Origin of the sequence: Pseudomonas sp. N40(2020) (genome assembly GCF_014472415.1) — a bacterium.
GTDB lineage: Bacteria > Pseudomonadota > Gammaproteobacteria > Pseudomonadales > Pseudomonadaceae > Aquipseudomonas.
Genome location: NZ_JACSZV010000032.1, coordinates 1 through 16230, shown reverse-complemented (window position 1 = coordinate 16230; position 16230 = coordinate 1). Strand labels below are relative to the sequence as shown.

General features: G+C 54.9%; 12 protein-coding genes and 4 tRNA genes. All 16 read right to left on the bottom strand.

Annotated elements, in window-relative coordinates:
* Positions 1-154: 154 nt before the first annotated feature.
* Positions 155-4354 (bottom strand): DNA-directed RNA polymerase subunit beta', encoded by a 4200-nt coding sequence (gene rpoC, locus IAI51_RS19520; protein WP_016984189.1) that lies wholly within the window; start codon positions 4352-4354, stop codon positions 155-157.
* A 64-nt stretch (positions 4355-4418) separates the two neighbouring features.
* Positions 4419-8492, bottom strand: a complete 4074-nt coding sequence (gene rpoB / locus IAI51_RS19515; protein WP_064392269.1) for a DNA-directed RNA polymerase subunit beta — start codon at positions 8490-8492, stop codon at positions 4419-4421.
* A 221-nt stretch (positions 8493-8713) separates the two neighbouring features.
* Entirely contained in the window at positions 8714-9079 is a 366-nt protein-coding gene (rplL, locus tag IAI51_RS19510; protein ID WP_187679959.1) for a 50S ribosomal protein L7/L12, read from the bottom strand.
* Positions 9080-9153: 74 nt separating this feature from the next.
* Entirely contained in the window at positions 9154-9654 is a 501-nt protein-coding gene (gene rplJ / locus IAI51_RS19505) for a 50S ribosomal protein L10 (RefSeq protein ID WP_008081912.1), read from the bottom strand.
* 198 nt (positions 9655-9852) lie between these two features.
* On the bottom strand, positions 9853-10548 hold the full coding sequence (gene rplA, locus IAI51_RS19500) for a 50S ribosomal protein L1 (RefSeq protein ID WP_016984191.1): 696 nt from the start codon (positions 10546-10548) through the stop codon (positions 9853-9855).
* The gene (rplK, locus tag IAI51_RS19495) at positions 10548-10979 is read right to left on the bottom strand and encodes a 50S ribosomal protein L11 (RefSeq protein WP_003228756.1); all 432 of its coding nucleotides are present in this window, start codon (positions 10977-10979) and stop codon (positions 10548-10550) included. The genes rplA and rplK overlap by 1 nt, the downstream gene beginning before the upstream one ends.
* A 117-nt stretch (positions 10980-11096) precedes the next feature.
* On the bottom strand, positions 11097-11630 hold the full coding sequence (gene nusG, locus IAI51_RS19490; RefSeq protein ID WP_007916492.1) for a transcription termination/antitermination protein NusG: 534 nt from the start codon (positions 11628-11630) through the stop codon (positions 11097-11099).
* 9 nt (positions 11631-11639) lie between these two features.
* Positions 11640-12008 (bottom strand): preprotein translocase subunit SecE, encoded by a 369-nt coding sequence (gene secE / locus IAI51_RS19485; protein WP_187679958.1) that lies wholly within the window; start codon positions 12006-12008, stop codon positions 11640-11642.
* 45 nt (positions 12009-12053) lie between these two features.
* Positions 12054-12129 (bottom strand) — tRNA-Trp (locus IAI51_RS19480).
* A 53-nt stretch (positions 12130-12182) separates the two neighbouring features.
* Positions 12183-13376, bottom strand: coding sequence for an elongation factor Tu (gene tuf, locus IAI51_RS19475; protein WP_003176426.1), 1194 nt, complete (start codon positions 13374-13376; stop codon positions 12183-12185).
* An 85-nt stretch (positions 13377-13461) separates the two neighbouring features.
* Positions 13462-13537 (bottom strand) — tRNA-Thr (locus IAI51_RS19470).
* Between the two features lie 26 nt (positions 13538-13563).
* Positions 13564-13637: transfer RNA gene (locus tag IAI51_RS19465), tRNA-Gly, on the bottom strand.
* A gap of 25 nt (positions 13638-13662) precedes the next feature.
* Positions 13663-13747: transfer RNA gene (locus tag IAI51_RS19460), tRNA-Tyr, on the bottom strand.
* A 144-nt stretch (positions 13748-13891) separates the two neighbouring features.
* Entirely contained in the window at positions 13892-14329 is a 438-nt protein-coding gene (locus IAI51_RS19455) for a hypothetical protein (RefSeq protein WP_187679957.1), read from the bottom strand.
* A 7-nt stretch (positions 14330-14336) separates the two neighbouring features.
* A complete protein-coding gene (locus tag IAI51_RS19450; protein ID WP_187679956.1) occupies positions 14337-15086 on the bottom strand; it encodes a pantothenate kinase in 750 nt (249 codons plus the stop codon).
* Positions 15076-16029, bottom strand: a complete 954-nt coding sequence (gene birA / locus IAI51_RS19445; RefSeq protein ID WP_187679955.1) for a bifunctional biotin--[acetyl-CoA-carboxylase] ligase/biotin operon repressor BirA — start codon at positions 16027-16029, stop codon at positions 15076-15078. The genes IAI51_RS19450 and birA overlap by 11 nt, the downstream gene beginning before the upstream one ends.
* Positions 16030-16230: the final 201 nt, after the last annotated feature.

The following is a 16230-nucleotide window of genomic DNA, read 5'->3' as shown; positions in this document are numbered from 1 at the left end:
CGAATTCCCGCCAAATTTAGGGGATCAAGAGTCTAAAGAGGATCTTGTCCCCAGTCAAGGCAAGGCCCCGACCTCCCCGCCCCTCGAACCTCGACAAATTGTCTCGATTCGATGAACGGAGCGATCAGGGCCTTACGCTCATTTATCGCAGAACTCAGTTACCGCTCGAGTTCAGCGCTTCGGTCAGTGCAGCTTCCACTTCACTGGCGCTTACGCGCAACGGTTTGTCAGCTTCACGACGACGCTTGCGCTCGCTGTGATAAGCCAGACCGGTACCGGCCGGGATCAGACGACCCACGACCACGTTTTCTTTCAGGCCGCGCAGATAATCGCGCTTGCCGGTTACGGCCGCTTCGGTCAGTACACGGGTGGTTTCCTGGAAGGAAGCCGCCGAGATGAACGATTCGGTCGACAACGACGCCTTGGTAATACCCAGCAGTACACGAGTGTACTTGGACACGAACTTGTCTTCGCCGCCCAGACGCTCGTTCTCTACCAGTACGTGAGTGAGTTCCATCTGGTCGCCCTTGATGAAACTGGAATCGCCGGATTCAGCGATCTCAACTTTACGCAGCATCTGACGCAGGATGGTCTCGATGTGCTTGTCGTTGATCTTCACGCCTTGCAGACGGTAAACGTCCTGGATCTCGTTAACGATGTACTTGGCCAGCGCGCTCACACCCAGCAGACGCAGGATGTCGTGCGGATCGCTCGGGCCGTCGGAGATAACTTCGCCGCGGTTTACCTGTTCGCCTTCGAACACGTTCAGGTGACGCCACTTCGGAATCAGCTCTTCATACGGATCGCTACCATCGTTCGGGGTAATAACCAGACGGCGCTTGCCTTTGGTCTCTTTACCGAACGCGATGGTGCCGCTGACTTCAGCCAGAATCGACGCTTCTTTCGGACGACGAGCTTCGAACAAGTCGGCAACACGCGGCAGACCACCGGTGATGTCACGGGTTTTCGAAGTTTCTTGCGGGATACGAGCGATAACATCACCGATCGCAATCTTCGCACCGTCGGCAACACCGACCAGGGCGTTGGCTGGCAGGAAGTACTGAGCGATAACGTCAGTGCCTGGCAGCAACAGATCCTTGCCGTTGTCGTCGACCATCTTCACTGCAGGACGGATTTCCTTACCGGCAGCTGGACGATCTTTCGCGTCGAGTACTTCAATGTTGGTCATACCGGTCAATTCGTCAGTCTGACGCTTGATCGTGATGCCTTCTTCCATGCCCACGTAGGTCACGGTACCTTTCATTTCGGTAACGATTGGGTGAGTGTGCGGATCCCACTTGGCCACGATTGCGCCAGCGTCGACCTTGTCACCTTCTTTAACCGAAATCACAGCACCGTACGGCAGCTTGTAACGCTCGCGCTCACGACCGAAGTCATCAGCGATTGCCAGCTCACCGGAACGGGACACAGCTACCAAGTGACCATCCACTCGCTCAACGTGCTTCAGGTTGTGCAGACGGACGGTACCGCCATTCTTCACCTGAACGCTGTCGGCTGCGGAAGTACGGCTTGCCGCACCACCGATGTGGAACGTACGCATCGTCAGCTGGGTACCCGGCTCACCGATGGACTGGGCAGCGATAACGCCGACCGCTTCACCGATGTTCACCTGGTGACCACGAGCCAGATCGCGGCCGTAGCACTTGGCGCAGATGCCGTAGCGGGTTTCGCAGCTGATCGGTGAACGCACGATCACTTCGTCGATGCTGTTCAGCTCGATGAACTCGACCCACTTCTCGTCAACCAGAGTGCCCGCAGGAACGATGACGTCCTCGGTACCTGGCTTGAATACGTCACGGGCGATAACACGACCCAATACGCGCTCACCCAACGGCTCTACAACGTCACCGCCTTCAATGTGCGGAGTCATCAGCAGACCGTGTTCGGTGCCGCAATCGATCTCGGTTACAACCAGATCCTGCGCCACGTCTACCAGACGACGAGTCAGGTAACCGGAGTTCGCAGTTTTCAACGCGGTATCCGCCAGACCTTTACGAGCACCGTGAGTCGAGATGAAGTACTGAAGTACGCTCAAACCTTCACGGAAGTTCGCAGTAATCGGCGTTTCAATGATGGAACCGTCCGGCTTGGCCATCAGACCACGCATACCGGCCAGCTGACGAATCTGTGCTGCGGAACCCCGCGCACCCGAGTCGGCCATCATGTACATCGAGTTGAAAGATTCTTGATCGACTTCAACGCCATGACGGTCGATGACTTTCTCTTTCGAGAGGTTCGCCATCATCGCCTTGGAGACTTCGTCGTTCGCTTTCGACCAAAGGTCGATCACTTTGTTGTACTTCTCGCCCTGGGTTACCAGGCCGGAGGCGTACTGGCTCTCGATCTCTTTAACTTCGTCGGTGGCAGCACCGATGATGCGAGCTTTTTCATCCGGGATAACGAAGTCGTTAACACCGATGGAAACGCCGGAAATGGTCGAGTAAGCGAAACCGGTGTACATCAACTGGTCAGCGAAGATCACGGTCTCTTTCAAACCAACCACGCGGTAGCACTGGTTGATCAGTTTCGAGATCGCCTTTTTCTTCATCGGCAAGTTGACGACGTCGTACGACAGACCTTTTGGCACAACCTGGAACAGCAGCGCACGGCCGACAGTAGTGTCGACGATACGGGTACCGCTCACGCTGTTGCCGTCACGGTCGTTGACGGTTTCGTTGATACGTACTTTAACCTTGGCGTGCAATGCGGCTTCGCCGGCACGGAACACACGGTCAACTTCCTGCAGATCCGCGAACACACGACCTTCGCCCTTGGCGTTGATCGCTTCACGAGTCATGTAGTACAGACCCAATACAACGTCCTGCGACGGAACGATGATTGGCTCACCGTTAGCTGGCGACAGAATGTTGTTGGTCGACATCATCAACGCACGCGCTTCGAGCTGGGCTTCCAGCGTCAGCGGTACGTGCACGGCCATTTGGTCGCCGTCGAAGTCGGCGTTGTACGCGGCGCAGACCAGCGGGTGCAGCTGGATAGCCTTACCTTCGATCAGTACCGGTTCAAACGCCTGGATACCCAGACGGTGAAGGGTCGGTGCACGGTTGAGAAGAACCGGGTGTTCGCGAATCACTTCAGCGAGAACGTCCCAAACCTCTGGCAGTTCGCGCTCGACCATTTTCTTGGCCGCTTTGATGGTGGTCGCGAGACCACGCATTTCCAGCTTGCCGAAAATGAACGGTTTGAACAGCTCGAGAGCCATCTTCTTCGGCAGACCGCACTGGTGCAGACGCAGGGTCGGGCCTACGGTAATTACCGAACGACCGGAGTAGTCAACACGCTTACCGAGCAAGTTCTGACGGAAACGACCTTGCTTACCCTTGATCATGTCAGCCAGGGATTTCAGAGGACGCTTGTTCGAACCGGTGATAGCGCGGCCACGACGACCGTTGTCGAGCAGTGCATCGACAGCTTCCTGCAACATACGCTTTTCGTTGCGCACGATGATGTCCGGAGCGGACAGATCCAGCAGGCGCTTCAAACGGTTGTTACGGTTGATCACTCGACGATACAGATCGTTGAGGTCGGAAGTCGCGAAACGACCGCCATCCAGCGGGACCAGTGGACGCAGATCTGGCGGCAGAACCGGCAGAACGGTCAGCACCATCCACTCTGGCAGGTTGCCGGAACCCTGGAAGGCTTCCATCAACTTCAGACGCTTGGACAGCTTCTTGATCTTGGTTTCGGAGTTGGTTTGCGGAATCTCTTCACGCAGACGGCCAATCTCGTGCTCCAGGTCGATAGCGTGCAGCAGTTCACGGACAGCCTCAGCACCCATACGGGCGTCGAAGTCGTCACCGAACTCTTCCAGCGCTTCGAAGTACTGCTCGTCGTTCAGCAGCTGACCTTTTTCAAGGGTAGTCATGCCTGGATCGATAACGACATAGCTCTCGAAGTAGAGAACGCGTTCGATATCACGCAGGGTCATGTCCATCAGCAAGCCGATACGCGACGGCAGCGATTTCAGGAACCAGATGTGGGCAACCGGCGAAGCCAGTTCGATGTGCGCCATGCGCTCACGACGAACCTTGGCCAGTGCAACTTCAACGCCGCACTTCTCGCAGATCACACCACGGTGCTTCAAGCGCTTGTACTTACCGCACAGGCACTCGTAATCCTTTACCGGGCCAAAGATCTTGGCGCAGAACAGACCGTCACGCTCAGGTTTGAACGTACGGTAGTTGATGGTTTCCGGCTTTTTAACTTCACCGAACGACCACGAACGGATCATCTCAGGCGAGGCCAATCCAATACGGATGGCGTCGAACTCTTCGACTTGACCCTGGTTTTTCAGCAAATTCAGTAGGTCTTTCAAGGCCTTTCCTCCTGGCGGAGCAGAGAGCGGGCAATCCTGCCCCGCTCTCGATTCGCGTCACGTGTTATTCGGTTTCCAGATCGATATCGATGCCGAGGGAACGAATTTCCTTGATCAACACGTTGAAGGACTCGGGCATGCCCGGCTCCATACGGTGATCGCCATCCACGATGTTTTTGTACATCTTGGTACGGCCGTTCACATCGTCCGACTTCACTGTGAGCATTTCTTGCAGAGTGTAAGCAGCACCGTATGCTTCCAGTGCCCAGACCTCCATCTCCCCGAAACGCTGACCACCGAACTGCGCCTTACCACCCAGCGGCTGCTGGGTAACCAGGCTGTACGAACCGGTAGAACGAGCGTGCATCTTGTCGTCTACCAAGTGGTTCAGCTTCAGCATGTACATGTAGCCAACGGTAACTGGACGCTCGAACTTGTTGCCGGTACGGCCGTCAGTCAGCTGCATCTGGCCGCTTTCCGGCAGGTCTGCCAGTTTCAGCATGGCCTTGATTTCGCTTTCCTTGGCGCCGTCGAATACTGGGGTGGCCATTGGAACACCGCCACGCAAGTTCTTCGCCAGATCCAGGATTTCCTGATCGGAGAAGCTGTCCAGATCTTCGTTACGACCGCCGATCTGGTTGTAGATCTCGTCCAGGAAGGTGCGCAGCTCAGCGACTTTACGCTGCTCTTCGACCATCCGGTTGATCTTCTCGCCCAGACCTTTGGCCGCGAGGCCCAGGTGGGTTTCGAGGATCTGACCAACGTTCATACGCGAAGGTACGCCCAGTGGGTTGAGGACGACGTCGACCGGGGTGCCATTGGCATCGTGCGGCATGTCTTCAACCGGCATGATCACGGAGACCACACCTTTGTTACCGTGACGACCGGCCATCTTGTCGCCCGGCTGGATGCGACGACGGATTGCCAAGTAAACCTTGACGATTTTCAGCACGCCTGGAGCCAGGTCATCGCCCTGCTGCAGTTTGCGCTTCTTGTCTTCGAACTTGTCGTCCAGCAGACGGCGGCGATCAACGATGTAGGCCTGAGCCTTCTCGAGTTGCTCGTTCAGAGCATCTTCAGCCATGCGCAGTTTGAACCACTGACCATGCTCAAGACCGTCGAGAACTTCGTCGGTGATGTCCTGACCTTTCTTCAGACCTGCGCCACCCTCAGCCTTGTGGCCTACCAGAGCGGAACGCAGACGTTCGAAAGTCGCGCCTTCAACGATACGGAATTCTTCGTTCAGATCCTTGCGGATCTCGTCCAGTTGGGACTTCTCGATCGACAGTGCACGAGCATCACGCTCAACGCCGTCACGAGTGAAGACCTGCACGTCGATGACAGTACCTTTGGTGCCGGTTGGCACGCGCAGGGAGGTGTCTTTAACGTCGCTGGCTTTTTCACCGAAGATCGCACGCAGCAGCTTTTCTTCCGGAGTCAGTTGAGTCTCCCCTTTCGGAGTGACCTTACCAACCAGGATGTCGCCTGCGCCTACTTCAGCACCTACGTAAACGATACCGGCTTCGTCCAGCTTGTTCAGTGCAGCTTCACCCACGTTCGGGATGTCCGCAGTGATTTCCTCTGGGCCAAGCTTGGTGTCACGGGCCACACAGGTCAGTTCCTGAATGTGGATCGTGGTGAAACGGTCTTCCTGAACAACACGCTCGGAAAGGCAGATGGAGTCTTCGAAGTTGAAGCCGTTCCATGCCATGAACGCGATGCGCATGTTCTGACCCAGAGCCAGTTCACCCATATCGGTGGACGGGCCGTCGGCCATGATGTCGCTACGCTGAACGCGATCACCCTTGCTCACCAGCGGACGCTGGTTGATGCAGGTGTTCTGGTTCGAGCGGGTGTATTTGGTCAGGTTGTAGATGTCGACACCAGCTTCGCCGGTTTCAACTTCGTCATCAGCAACACGAACCACGATACGGCTGGCATCAACGGAGTCGATCACGCCGCCACGACGAGCCACGACGCAAACGCCGGAGTCACGAGCTACGTTACGCTCCATGCCGGTACCTACCAGCGGCTTGTCAGCGCGCAGGGTTGGTACAGCTTGACGCTGCATGTTCGAACCCATCAACGCGCGGTTGGCGTCGTCGTGCTCGAGGAACGGGATCAGCGACGCTGCAACCGAAACTACCTGCTTCGGCGAAACGTCCATCAAAGTGACTTCTTCAGGCGCCTTGACGGTGAATTCGTTCAGGTGACGTACGGCTACCAGCTCGTCGATCAGGACTTTCTGGTCGTTCATGGTCGCCGAAGCCTGCGCGATCACGTGATCGGCTTCTTCAATGGCGGACAGGAACACGATCTCGTCGGTGACCACACCCTCTTTCACCACACGGTACGGGCTTTCCAGGAAGCCGTACTGGTTGGTGCGCGCGTAAGCGGCCAGGGAGTTGATCAGACCGATGTTCGGACCTTCCGGCGTTTCAATCGGGCATACACGACCGTAGTGAGTCGGGTGTACGTCACGAACTTCAAAGCCAGCACGCTCACGAGTCAGACCGCCAGGGCCGAGTGCAGAAACACGACGCTTGTGGGTGATCTCGGACAGCGGGTTGTTCTGGTCCATGAACTGAGACAGCTGGCTGGAACCGAAGAACTCTTTCACCGCCGCAGCCACTGGCTTGGCGTTGATCAGGTCTTGCGGCATCAGGCCTTCGCTTTCAGCCATCGACAGACGCTCTTTGACCGCACGCTCAACACGCACCAGGCCAACGCGGAACTGGTTCTCGGCCATTTCGCCTACACAGCGAACACGACGGTTACCCAGGTGGTCGATGTCATCGACGATGCCTTTACCGTTACGGATGTCGACCAGAGTCTTCAGTACCGCGACGATGTCTTCCTTGCACAGCACGCCCGAACCTTCGATCTCGGTACGACCGATACGACGGTTGAACTTCATCCGGCCGACCGCAGACAGGTCATAGCGCTCAGGACTGAAGAACAGGTTGTTGAACAGGGTTTCGGCAGCGTCTTTGGTTGGCGGCTCGCCTGGACGCATCATGCGATAGATCTCGACCAGCGCTTCCAATTGGTTGCTGGTGGAGTCGATCTTCAGCGTGTCAGAGACGAACGGGCCACAGTCGATGTCGTTGGTGTACAGAGTTTCGATGCGAACAACGCCGGACTTGGCAATTTTTGCCAGGACTTCGGTGTTCAGCTCGGTGTTGCACTCTGCCAGGATTTCGCCGGTAGCCGGATGCACAATGACCTTGGCGGTAGTGCGGCCCAGGACGTAGTCCAGAGGCACTTCCAGCGTCTTGATCCCGGCTTTTTCGATCTGATTGATGTGGCGCGCGGTAATACGGCGGCCCGCTTCAACGATGACCTTGCCTTTTTCATCCTGGATGTCCAGAACGGCAATTTCACCACGCAGACGCGATGCAATCAGTTCCAGGCTGAGGGTTTCGCCGCTCAGGTGGAATACGTTGGTGGTGTAGAACGCGTCCAGTACTTCTTCGGTGGTGTAGCCGAGCGCGCGCAGCAGTACCGAGGCCGGCAGCTTGCGACGACGGTCGATACGCACGAATACGCAGTCTTTCGGGTCGAACTCGAAGTCCAGCCACGAACCGCGGTAAGGAATAATGCGCGCGGAGTAAAGCAGTTTGCCGGAGCTATGCGTCTTGCCGCGGTCGTGGTCGAAGAACACGCCCGGGGAACGGTGCAGCTGGGAAACGATTACACGCTCGGTACCGTTGATTACGAAGGTACCGTTCTCAGTCATCAGGGGGATTTCACCCATGTAGACTTCTTGCTCTTTGATGTCCTTGATCGCTTTGTTCGACGATTCTTTGTCGAAAATGATCAGGCGCACTTTTACCCGCAAAGGTACGGCGAAAGTTACACCGCGCAATACGCATTCTTTGACATCAAATGCCGGTTCGCCCAGGCGATAACCGACGTACTCCAGCGCAGCATTGCCGGAGTAGCTGATGATCGGGAAAACGGATTTGAAGGCCGCATGCAGGCCCACGTCGCGGAACTGATCTTTAGTCGCTCCCGCTTGCAAGAATTCACGATACGAATCCAGCTGGATGGCCAGGAGGTACGGCACATCCATGACGTCCGGCAACTTGCTAAAGTCCTTGCGGATACGTTTTTTCTCAGTATATGAGTAAGCCATCAGCGTTCCCCAGCTTGGTCACCTGCTTGTTTGGCCCCTCCCGACGGGAGCAGCCAGAAAATCGTGCAAACCCCATGGTTTGCGCCACCGCATCGGGTGGTTACAGCGCCTTTATCAGCACCGACCCAGTCGGCTGCCAATAACGGAAAAAGGCCGGTGGCAAGAGCCACCAGCCATCAGCCTGTCGCTTGACGCTCGGGCTGGAGGAGCAAAGTCGAAAGTTACTTAACTTCGACTTCTGCGCCTGCTTCTTCCAGCTTCTTCTTGGCATCTTCAGCAGCTTCTTTCGAAACGCCTTCAGCGATAACCTGAGGAGCGGTATCAACCTTCTCTTTCGCTTCTTTCAGACCCAGACCGGTCAGTTCACGTACAGCCTTGATCACGTTGACTTTCTTCTCGCCAGCGCCTTTCAAGATAACGTTGAACTCGGTTTGCTCTTCAACAGCAGCAGCAGCTACAGCTGGGCCAGCCGAAGCGGCAGCAGCGGTAACACCGAAGGCTTCTTCCATCGCTTTGATCAGCTCAACGATGTCCACTACGGATTTCTGGCCGATTGCTTCGATGATTTGTTCGTTAGTCAGAGACATGACTCAATTCCTGAATTGGGGGACGGCCTACGCGACCATCGAAATAAACAAAAAACGCGAGAAGTTGACGAGCCTTAGGCTGCGGCAGCTTCTTTCTGGTCGCGAATTGCCGCCAGAGTACGAGCCAATTTGCTGGTAGCGCCTTGAATCACGCTCATCAGCTGAGAAATTGCTTCGTCACGGGTCGGCAGGGTTGCCAGTACGTCGATCTGATTAGCTGCGAGGAACTTGCCCTCGAACGCAGCTGCCTTGATCTCGAACTTGTCCTGACCCTTGGCAAACTCTTTGAAGATACGGGCAGCAGCGCCCGGATGTTCGTTCGAGAATGCAATCAGGGTCGGGCCGGTGAACACGTCGTTGAGAACACTGTATTGAGTGTCAGCAACGGCGCGCTTGAGCAGAGTGTTACGTACAACACGTACGTATACGCCAGCTTCACGAGCCTCTTTACGGAGTCCGGTCATTGCGCCTACTGTTACGCCACGTGCATCAACCACGACAGCGGACAGAGCGACTTTGGCAGCCTCGTTGACTTCAGCGACGATGGCCTTCTTGTCTTCGAGATTAATTGCCACGGGTTTAACTCCTGCTTGTTACCGTTTCATTCGATCGGAACCGAATGTCGTTTTGGTGTCTGATTCGGTAAGGAACCGGGAGCACCATCTGCGTAGGCTTTTGGTTTAAGGCTTGCGCCGCCTACGGTCTTGGATAGCCCCCGCCAGGCAGGGACCCCAATCTTTCAATTGGCGCGATCAATCGCGCCAACCTTTGTCTTACGCGTCCAGCGAGCTCTGGTCGATGACCAGACCTGGGCCCATAGTGGTGCTCAGGGTAACGCGCTTGACGTAAATACCTTTCGAAGAAGCTGGCTTGATACGCTTCAGATCAGCGATCAGGGCTTCAACGTTTTCCTTCAGCTTGACGGCGTCGAAGCCCATCTTGCCAACGGAAGTGTGAATGATGCCGTTTTTGTCGGTGCGATAACGAACCTGACCAGCCTTGGCGTTTTTAACCGCGGTGGCTACGTCTGGAGTTACGGTGCCGACTTTAGGGTTAGGCATCAGACCACGTGGACCGAGGATCTGGCCCAGCTGACCTACTACGCGCATGGCATCCGGGGATGCAATCACTACGTCATAGTTCAGGTCGCCGCCTTTCATTTCGGCAGCCAAGTCGTCCATACCTACGCGGTCAGCGCCGGCAGCCAGAGCGGCTTCAGCAGCTGGACCCTGTGTGAACACAGCAACGCGAACAGTCTTGCCAGTGCCGTGTGGCAGCACAGTAGCGCTACGAACAACCTGGTCGGATTTACGCGGGTCTACACCCAGGTTTACAGCAATGTCAAACGACTCGCTGAACTTGACAGTCGACAGCTCAGCCAGCAGAGCAGCGGCATCTACAATGTTGTAGGCCTTGCCTGCTTCGATTTTGCCGGCGATAGCCTTTTGACGCTTAGTCAGCTTAGCCATTACACACCCTCCACGTTAAGGCCCATGCTACGAGCAGAACCGGCGATAGTACGCACGGCTGCATCCATATCAGCTGCAGTCAGATCCGCGTTTTTGGTTTTCGCGATTTCTTCCAGCTGAGCACGAGTAACAGTGCCAACCTTAACGGTGTTTGGACGAGCGGAACCGCTGGTCAGACCGGCCGCCTTCTTCAGCAGAACCGAAGCAGGGGTGGATTTGGTTTCGAAAGTGAAGCTACGGTCGCTGTAGACAGTGATGATCACTGGAGTCGGCAGACCTGCTTCAAGACCCTGAGTACGGGCGTTGAAAGCCTTGCAGAACTCCATGATGTTCACGCCGTGCTGACCCAAAGCAGGACCAACAGGTGGGCTTGGGTTAGCCTGAGCGGCCTTCACTTGCAGCTTGATGTAAGCGGTAATTTTCTTGGCCATGAGGCACTCCAATTACGGGTTCGAACGCCTTGAAAGGCTCCCCGGTTACTTGCGCGTTTATCCCAGTGACGACAAAACCCCACAGCCTACGGCTGCGGGGTTGGGATGCTTGTCCAGCTAGACCTTTTCGACCTGACTGAACTCCAACTCTACCGGGGTAGAGCGACCGAAAATGAGCACAGCCACTTGGATCCGGCTCTTTTCGTAGTTAACTTCTTCAACGACACCATTGAAATCAGCGAATGGACCGTCATTGACTCGTACTGTTTCACCCGGCTCGAAGAGAGTCTTCGGCTTAGGTTTGTCGCTACCATCAGCAACACGACGCAGAATCGCCTCTGCCTCTTTATCAGTGATCGGCGCAGGCTTATCAGCAGTACCGCCGATGAAACCCATCACCCGAGGAGTATCCTTGACCAAGTGCCAAGTACCCTCATTCATATCCATCTGTACCAGCACATAACCTGGGAAGAACTTGCGTTCGCTTTTGCGCTTCTGGCCATTACGCATTTCAACCACTTCTTCAGTGGGAACCAGAATTTCGCCGAAGCCATCTTCCATGCCAGCCAGCTTTACTCGCTCAACGAGCGAGCGCATGACATGCTTCTCGTAACCCGAGTAAGCATGCACAACGTACCAACGCTTAGCCACGGGACACCCTTAGCCGACAATCAAGGAAACAAGCCAGCCGAGCAGGGAATCTAGCCCCCACAACAGCAACGCCATAACCAGTACAACAGCCACCACAATCAGGGTGGTCTGCGTGGTTTCTTGGCGAGTTGGCCAAACGACTTTACGAATCTCGGTGCGAGCTTCCTTAACCAGTACAAAGAAAGACTTGCCCTTCGCAGTCTGCAGGCCTACAAAGGCAGCTAGAGCAGCAATGACAAGTAGAGCGAGTACGCGGTACAGGATCGGCGAAGCGGCGTAGTACTGATTGCCAACAACGCCAACAGCGACCAAAGCAACTACTACAAGCCACTTGAGCAGATCGAAGCGAGAGCTTTGAGCTTCAGCTTTAGGAGTCATCTATGAAGATCCTGTGAAAAGAAAGCCAGACACACCAAGTGAATCTGGCAGGTCAGGAGGGAATCGAACCCCCAACCTACGGTTTTGGAGACCGTCGCTCTGCCAATTGAGCTACTGACCTAAAACAAAATCAGGCCGACCATTATGCCGGCCTGAAAAATACATTACAACCGCTTATTCGATGATTTTGGCTACGACACCAGCGCCGACGGTACGACCGCCTTCACGGATAGCGAAACGCAGACCATCTTCCATCGCGATGGTTTTGATCAGCGTGACAACCATTTTGATGTTGTCGCCTGGCATTACCATTTCTACGCCTTCCGGCAGTTCGCAGTTACCAGTTACGTCGGTAGTGCGGAAGTAGAACTGTGGACGGTAGCCTTTGAAGAACGGAGTGTGACGACCGCCTTCTTCCTTGCTCAGCACGTACACCTCAGCTTCGAACTTGGTGTGCGGCTTAACCGAACCCGGCTTAACCAGAACCTGACCACGCTCAACGTCGTCACGCTTGGTGCCGCGCAGCAGAACGCCGCAGTTCTCGCCAGCACGACCTTCGTCGAGCAACTTACGGAACATTTCAACACCGGTGCAGGTGGTGACGGTAGTGTCACGCAGACCAACGATTTCCAGTGGATCTTGAACCTTAACGATACCGCGCTCGATACGACCGGTTACAACAGTACCGCGACCCGAGATCGAGAACACGTCTTCGATTGGCATCAGGAACGGCTTGTCGATAACACGAACTGGATCCGGAATGTAGCTGTCCAGAGTTTCAACCAGTTTACGAACGGACGTAGTGCCCATTTCGTTATCGTCTTTGCCTTCCAGAGCCATACGAGCAGAACCGATGATGATCGGAGTGTCGTCGCCTGGGAAGTCGTAAGTGCTCAACAGATCGCGCACTTCCATCTCAACCAGTTCCAGCAGCTCAGCGTCGTCTACCAGGTCAGCCTTGTTCAGGTAAACCACGATGTACGGAACGCCAACCTGGCGGGACAGCAGGATGTGCTCACGGGTTTGTGGCATCGGACCATCAGCGGCCGAGCAAACCAGGATTGCGCCATCCATCTGGGCAGCACCGGTGATCATGTTCTTCACATAGTCAGCGTGACCTGGGCAGTCAACGTGAGCGTAGTGACGGATCAGCGAGTTGTATTCAACGTGTGCGGTGTTGATGGTGATACCACGAGCTTTTTCTTCTGGTGCACTGTCGATCTTGTCGAAGTCAACGATTGCGGAACCGAAAACTTCGGAGCAAACGCGAGTCAGAGCAGCAGTCAGAGTGGTTTTACCGTGGTCAACGTGACCAATGGTCCCAACGTTGACGTGGGGCAGGGAACGATCAAATTTTTCCTTAGCCATCGATATCACCCTCAAACAGAAGAATTAGACAAACAATATCAACCACTAAAACAAAGGCAGATATTTTCATATCTGCCTTGTTATATGGAGCTCTTGAGCGGATTTGAACCGCTGACCTCACCCTTACCAAGGGTGTGCTCTACCAACTGAGCTACAAGAGCAAAACACTTTGCACAACCTGCAAACCTGGAGCGGGTAGCGGGAATCGAACCCGCATCATCAGCTTGGAAGGCTGAGGTTCTACCACTAAACTATACCCGCAGAGCTTGCAGCTCACGCTTAAATCTGGTGGAGGGAGAAGGATTCGAACCTTCGAAGTCGTAGACGTCAGATTTACAGTCTGATCCCTTTGGCCGCTCGGGAACCCCTCCTAATCAGGCCGGCATTCTATACTATGCCAAGCCCCTGTCAAGCATTTTCTCATTTAAAAACCTGAGGTTAGCTGCATTGACACCACCCCGCCTCGTTAACCTTTGAAAGGTCTTCACTGCGGAGCGGGCGCCATTCTATTCAAACTATTCAGCAGGTGCAACCCCCTCGCACAGCATTATTTTATGTTTTAACTCATTGAATTCCTTGGAAAGGTTTTGCAGTTGCGCATCCCCCAGCAAACGCTGGCTTTCAGGTGCGATACGCAACCAGTAACCTGCCGCAGGAACATCATTCGCTGAAAGTTCAGCCTTGATATCCATTTCAGCCAAACGCTGGCTCAGCGGCATAACTTGCTCCTCACGAGCAAATCCACCCAAATAAAGGCACCTCTCCTCAGTCCGCGGCACACCAGGCCTTGCCTTAGAAGCACCGACACTCTCGCTCAACAGACGAATATCCTGCTGCGAGCCTTTATACAAACTGAGAGGGGTTACGTCCTTTGCCCGCAAGGGTGCTTCCTGCTGATGCCAGACGTAATAGAAAACATTGAGAACAAGGAGCAGCAGGAACAACCAACGCATACATACCTCAGGACAAAGGACACGCCATAGCCAAACCTACGAATACCAGATCAGGAACAATCCTGGCCTCAGGCGCGACATCTGCAACCAACCCAGCATCACCACCTGTAATGAAAACAGTGAAGCCGTCCCCCCAATATGCTCGCGCCATTTCGAGCTGGGTGAGCACGAACCCCCTCAGCATCATGGAGCAGCCGCGCTCCACCGCCTCTACAGTGTTTCGACCGGGCGCCTGACTGGTTAATGCACGCTCTGCTGCAAGATCGCCATAACGAATTTTTCGGGTATGGGTTCGTAACTGACTGCGCATCAACGGCATACCCGGACAGATGAAGCCACCGAGATGCCCCCCATCTTGCGCAATGAAGTCGGCGGTAACCGCCGTGCCGAAATCAAGCACCAGGCACGCACCTTTAGCCAAGTGAAACCCGCCGAGCATAGCCAGCCAACGATCAAGCCCTAGACGCTCGTATTCTTCGTAACCGTTTACAACACCGGACATCTCACGAGCAGGCTCCGCGCATATGACCGTTACTCCAAACTCCTGCTTAAGCATCTGAATTAATGCACCGGTTTCCTCGGCGGAACGAACACTCACTAATCGGCACTTGCTTAACGACACCCCACTCAGCGCCCACAGACCTTCACTGAGCGCCTGATCTGAGTCGACCACCCCCTCCGCGATCAAAGTAACAGCCTCAGCATTCAGCACACGCCATTTTATAAAGCTGTTGCCGCAGTCAAGCTCAAGAATCATCACGCAACCTCAGGCTGAGCTCGCCACCACTAAATACTTTTTCCACGCCATTCACCTGTAATCGCAACGCACCCTGACTATCAATACCGAGCACTACACCATCTATTTGGTTGACACCAGCAATCAACGACACGGAACGCTTCTGCCAGAAATGATTTTCCTCCCATTCCGCCTGGAGAACCGAAAAACCATGCATTTGCTGCCGCTGTATGTATGCCTGCAACTGCTCGCTCAATTCAGCGACCAGGACATTGCGATCACAGTTTTTGCCGGACTCAAGCCGCATAGACGTCCATTGTTGGTCGACCTCTTCTGCAACCTGCATATTCACGTTAATGCCTATACCTAGCACCACGTGACACACATCTGCCGGATCTCCAATCAGCTCCAGCAGAATGCCGGCAATTTTCTTATTGCCCGCCAGAACATCGTTGGGCCACTTCAAACCTGCACCGGGCACCCCCATCTTCCGCAGGGTCTGCATAACGGCCAATCCAACAACGAGACTCAGGCCTTCAAGCTGGCGCATTCCACCATCAATACGCAGAACAAGACTGTAATAAAGGTTTTCGGCAAACGGACTTACCCACTTGCGCCCTCTACGTCCGCGCCCGGCGACCTGCCGCTCGGCAAGCACCAAGAAGGGCGCCGATTGGCCTTGGCCAATCGCGCGCAATGCCTCTGCGTTGGTGGAGTCGATAGAATCAAAGACAGTTATTGGCCAGCCGACTTTCATTCCCGCCATTTTAAGAGGATCGAGCAGCATCAATGGAGCAGCCAACTGATAGCCACGGCCTCGAACTTTGTGGATAGATAGCCCAAGCTCAACCTCAAGATGCTGAAGCTGCTTCCACACCGCACTTCGGCTAATTCCCAAGGCTGCACCCAGGTCTTGACCAGAATGGAATCGCCCATCCTTCAGAAGATTCAACAACGTCAGCATGCAGGTCTCGCCTCACAATGAGGCCCGAATAATAGCCATGCCCCGGGCCGTTGCATAGAAATCAAGCAGGCGCATTTCCTGCGGGCAAAACAAAACCCCAACTGCTTTCGCAATTGGGGTTTCGGAATTTAATCTTGACGATGACCTACTCTCACATGGGGAAACCCCACACTACCATCGGCGATGCATCGTTTCACTGCT

Excerpts from the sequence above, each read along its gene's own strand:
- birA (WP_187679955.1), bottom strand. The coding sequence starts at position 16,029 with ATGCTGACGTTGTTGAATCTTCTGAAGGATGGGCGATTCCATTCTGGT.
- rplL (WP_187679959.1), bottom strand. The coding sequence starts at position 9,079 with ATGTCTCTGACTAACGAACAAATCATCGAAGCAATCGGCCAGAAATCC.
- tuf (WP_003176426.1), bottom strand. The coding sequence starts at position 13,376 with ATGGCTAAGGAAAAATTTGATCGTTCCCTGCCCCACGTCAACGTTGGG.
- IAI51_RS19455 (WP_187679957.1), bottom strand. The coding sequence starts at position 14,329 with ATGCGTTGGTTGTTCCTGCTGCTCCTTGTTCTCAATGTTTTCTATTAC.
- IAI51_RS19450 (WP_187679956.1), bottom strand. The coding sequence starts at position 15,086 with ATGATTCTTGAGCTTGACTGCGGCAACAGCTTTATAAAATGGCGTGTG.
- rplK (WP_003228756.1), bottom strand. The coding sequence starts at position 10,979 with ATGGCCAAGAAAATTACCGCTTACATCAAGCTGCAAGTGAAGGCCGCT.
- rpoB (WP_064392269.1), bottom strand. The coding sequence starts at position 8,492 with ATGGCTTACTCATATACTGAGAAAAAACGTATCCGCAAGGACTTTAGC.
- secE (WP_187679958.1), bottom strand. The coding sequence starts at position 12,008 with ATGACTCCTAAAGCTGAAGCTCAAAGCTCTCGCTTCGATCTGCTCAAG.
- rplA (WP_016984191.1), bottom strand. The coding sequence starts at position 10,548 with ATGGCTAAGCTGACTAAGCGTCAAAAGGCTATCGCCGGCAAAATCGAA.